We start from the raw sequence: 4,233 nt of genomic DNA, 5'->3' as shown, positions 1-4,233 counted from the left end.
GAACTTCAGAATGCAACTTCGAGGCGTGAGAGACAAAGCATTTTTCCTTTTCAGATTATCCAAACTTTTTGCCTAGTCCCCAACTTTTGTTACTGATCCGTTAAAGTATAACTAATTGATTATCAAAGTAAAAACTTAACGTTAGTCAGAATTTTAAAAAAAACTTATGTCTATTGAATTAATAATCTTAATTATTGTTGGGGCTCTGTCTATTTATGGAGGCATTTATTTTGATTATAAGAAAAAAATTGAAAGTGAAATAAATGCAAGAAACACACAAAAAAATAATTTTGAAAAAAAGATTTCAAACCTTGAAAAAGAACTCAATAATTTACAAAAACTACTTAACGAAAAAGAAGAGCTTTTCGAAGATATACATAATATAAGTGATTCTTCTATAAAAAAAATAAGTTCATTATTTTCTGATTATTTATTACTACAATATGATTTAAGTGCAAAATATCTTGAAATTAAACAACGACCAGCATATGCTGAAGCACAAAGAATAAGAGAACTAAAAGTAGAAACAAAAAATTATATTCAACAATATAAACTAATGCTTTATAAATATGAGTATTTATTAAATGTTTTTCCCGAACTAGAAGAATACGTTGAGGATTTTGAATCAATCAAAGAAATTGACAATTATGCAAACGTGAATAACCTATCTGATGAATTTGATTACGCTCGTAAATACTTGAGCAAAGAAGAATACAAATCTTTATCAGAAATTGAAAGAAATCAATTAGCGTTAAATAATTACATAAGAGGAAAGAAAAGTAATTGGCAAATCGGTAGAGATTTTGAACTTTTCTGTGGGCAACATTATGAGAAAAAAGGCTGGGAAGTGAATTACTTCGGAATGGAAAAAAAGTTAAACGATTTAGGGCGAGATTTAATTGCAAAAAAGGGATCTGAAATTCATATAATCCAGTGCAAATATTGGTCGCAAGAAAAATTAATCCACGAAAAACACATTTTGCAATTATTTGCAACTACACATATTTTAGAACTTGGAAAGACAGATTTGTTCAATCATTTCACTCCTGTTTTTATGACAAATATTGAGTTATCACAAACGGCTCTTGATTTTGCAAAAAAATTAAATGTTAAGATTATTAACTTACAATTATCTGAATTTCCTAGAATTAAATGTAATGTAAATGGCACTAATAAAATATACCATTTACCATTTGACCAAAAATATGACCAAACACAAATAAAAAATAAAAATGAATTTTATGCATTAACAGTTGAGGAAGCAGTTTCGAATGGTTTCAGAAGGGCTTTAAGATACTATGGATAAAAAACTGCAGGTAACATAGTATTGGCAAAATGCGGGGAGAAGTACAAAGTTGAAAGACTTGCAAAATTTATCCGCCGCTGCTTTTTTATTCCACAAAAAAGAGTAATTTAGTGTAAGAAAAAAGCATCGGCTACGTTCAGTCTAAATTGAACTTTTCGTTCCATTTAGCCCGCACTTCGCCAATACTTTTTCCGTTAGCTGTAATCATACCCAACAAACTGCAAATGAAAACTTTACAAATTTTCTTGACAATTTATATTGTTAATGCTGTTTTAAATTTTGTCGTTTTAACTTCATTAATTAAAACAACAAATTATTCTGGTGGCGAAATTGGAATGGTTCCAGTCGTTGTTTGGCTAGTTTCTTTTATTGCTCTAATTATTGCATTAATCATATCACTTGTTTGGAATCATTACAAAAAGCTAAAATTAAATGTAGCTTTATCAATTTATAACATAATTTATTTCGTAATTTTTGTTTATATGGGTTTGAATCCAATAAATGAAATGGGATTTTTTAAAAATGTTGACCTATTTGTTATTATCTCTGCAGTTTTATCTTGGATAATAACTTTAGTATTTATTCATTTAATTAGGAAAAGTAAAATGTATACAATGTTGAACTCATTTGCTGAAAAACCCGAAAATGAAATTGAAAATTTCAGCCTAAATTTAAGTTTAGATTGGGAGAAAAATATTGCACAGAATATTGATAAAAAAATACTTGCAAAATTTCCACAGCTCAGTGAAAATGAAATCATTAAACTCTTAAAATTATGCGATGACATTAAATCCGCTTGTTGGAATTCTGTCGATTATAAAGGTTCACAAATTAATTCTGAACAATTGAATGAACAACTGAATAAAAATGTTTTCGAAAAATACCCTTGGATCGATAGTAAAAACAAATCCCGAATAAAAGGACAATTCAGTTATTATTTTTGGAAAGACGGAATTTTGAAATAATTATGACTACAGCTAACATAGTATTGGCAAAATGCGGGGGAAAGTCTAAGTTGAGATATTCGATATATTTAGACGCCGCTGCTTTTCATATTGTTTTTTTTACTAATTTTAACAAGATGAAAAAGCATCGGCTTCACGCAGTCTGAATTGAACTTTCAGTTAAATCCAGCCCGCACTTCGCCAATACTTTTCCCGTTATCGGCAATCTTGCCAAAAAACTACCAAACCAAATAAAACAAATGAGTAATATTAAAAATTGTAAAGTTGATGCAGTATCAATTAATTTACGATATTCAAAAGATTCAACAAAGCATCTGAAATTTGACGAAATATTAAATCATCCAGAAGTTAATAATCAAGAACGAGTTGTAAAAAATAAATCTGTCAATTTTTCAGTTGTTGAAGATAATGATGATTATACTATTGGTTTTGTAAGAAGTATTATCGATAAAGATTTACCTGCAAAAATTAATAAAAGAAGTAAAAAAATTTCCGCATTAGACTTAAACAATGATGAAGGAATTGCGTATGGAAATGTTCTACTCTATTCTAAAAAATTGAACGTCTTATTTTACGAAGTAAATAAAAATAGTATATATTTAGATTTATTTAAGTTATTCATTTACAAATGCTTTCATTCATCTCAAGAATTAAAAGTAGAGTCAATTTTTGAGACAACATTTTCAACCATATTCCGAAAAAATGAATATGAACGAGCTTTAAGAATGAGTAAATATAAAAGTTTCAAAATCAAAGTTTATCAGCCAAAAAATTTACTGAGAGAAGTTAAGGAAGTAAATTCCTCGCTCGAGGATAAAATTGATATGGAATTTTTGCCTGAAATTGAAAAAGCAGCAAATTTAAATAGTGATTTTGCTGAAATTGAATTCAAAGTACAAAATGCTAAAAAAAGTGGTGGTTTATACAAGAATAAAATAGAACCAATAATAAAAAATCTTGGTAAAGCTCTAAAATTTGGTCAAATAAGGCAAAATATTGACACAATCGAAATATGTGGATATGATAATGAATATTCAACTTCAAAAATTCCAATTGATTTAGTTGGTGACGTATATTGTGCTTATTTTAAAGTTGAGATTCCAAGATTAGATTCAGATTTAATGAAGAGCCAAAGAATTTCTTGTATAAAAGAAGTTTACGAAAAAGAATATCCTATCTTAGAAGATTATTTATGATTGGTGATAAACATAAAAAGGAAATTAAAACATTAAGGAACAATAAAATAATCTTTAATGTACTTCCTTATATTGTTTTTTTTACTGTTTTTAGTTTATCTTACTATCTAAAATTTGAATACAATTCAGAAACAAATTTATTTAATGACAAACTTATTGATGTCAGTTCGATTTTTTTTGGAGTTTTTATAGGCTGTTTATACCTTTTCGAAAAGTTTAAAAATAATAAGACATATTTAGAATTTCTAAAATTTTGTAAAACCTTACTTTATCAAAATGTAATTATTATAATATTTTCATTTTTAATTATTTTAATAAATGACAAACTAGAATATTGTATAGACATCAAAAACTTTCAATTTTATCCAAAATCATTTTGTTTTTCAATTTATGTAGCATTATTTGCCGTTACTCTATTGAACATAATTAGATTTATAAAAATAATTCTAAAAATACTATCATCAAATAAATAAAGACTGCCGATAACATTGTATTGGCAAAAGACGGGGGTGAATATTGTCTTTGAGAATTCAGTTAGCAATATCCGCAAAAATGCTTTTCATATTTCTTTTTTCCGTAATTTAGAAATCTGAAAAAGCATTTTGCTCAGGTTCGGTTTCCCTTTGAAATTGTCTGCAAAGTAGCCCGTCCTTCGCCAATACTTTTTCCGTTATCGGCAATTTTTCCACGCAACAACCAAGAAAAAAAAAGTAATGAAAAGATATTTTTTGTTTTTCATAATTATTTTTCAAACAACAGCTTTGTT

3 protein-coding genes are annotated in these 4,233 nt (G+C 27.3%); all 3 read left to right on the top strand.

Annotated features, from left to right (window positions below):
* Nucleotides 1–166: 166 nt before the first annotated feature.
* The 3 genes from IV513_RS14940 to IV513_RS14930 all read left to right on the top strand — a co-directional run bounded on the left by IV513_RS14940 (nucleotide 167) and on the right by IV513_RS14930 (nucleotide 3,467).
* On the top strand, nucleotides 167–1,306 hold the full coding sequence (locus IV513_RS14940) for a restriction endonuclease (RefSeq protein WP_209391357.1): 1,140 nt from the start codon (nucleotides 167–169) through the stop codon (nucleotides 1,304–1,306).
* A 224-nt stretch (nucleotides 1,307–1,530) separates the two neighbouring features.
* Entirely contained in the window at nucleotides 1,531–2,271 is a 741-nt protein-coding gene (locus IV513_RS14935) for a hypothetical protein (protein ID WP_209391356.1), read from the top strand.
* Between the two features lie 239 nt (nucleotides 2,272–2,510).
* Nucleotides 2,511–3,467, top strand: coding sequence for a DUF6731 family protein (locus tag IV513_RS14930; RefSeq protein WP_209391355.1), 957 nt, complete (start codon nucleotides 2,511–2,513; stop codon nucleotides 3,465–3,467).
* Nucleotides 3,468–4,233: the final 766 nt, after the last annotated feature.

The organism is Chryseobacterium sp. RR2-3-20, assembly GCF_017808115.1.
Lineage (GTDB): Bacteria > Bacteroidota > Bacteroidia > Flavobacteriales > Weeksellaceae > Chryseobacterium > Chryseobacterium oryzae.
Note: the sequence above shows the minus strand (reverse complement) of the source record. Positions and strands in the feature narration are given on the sequence as shown.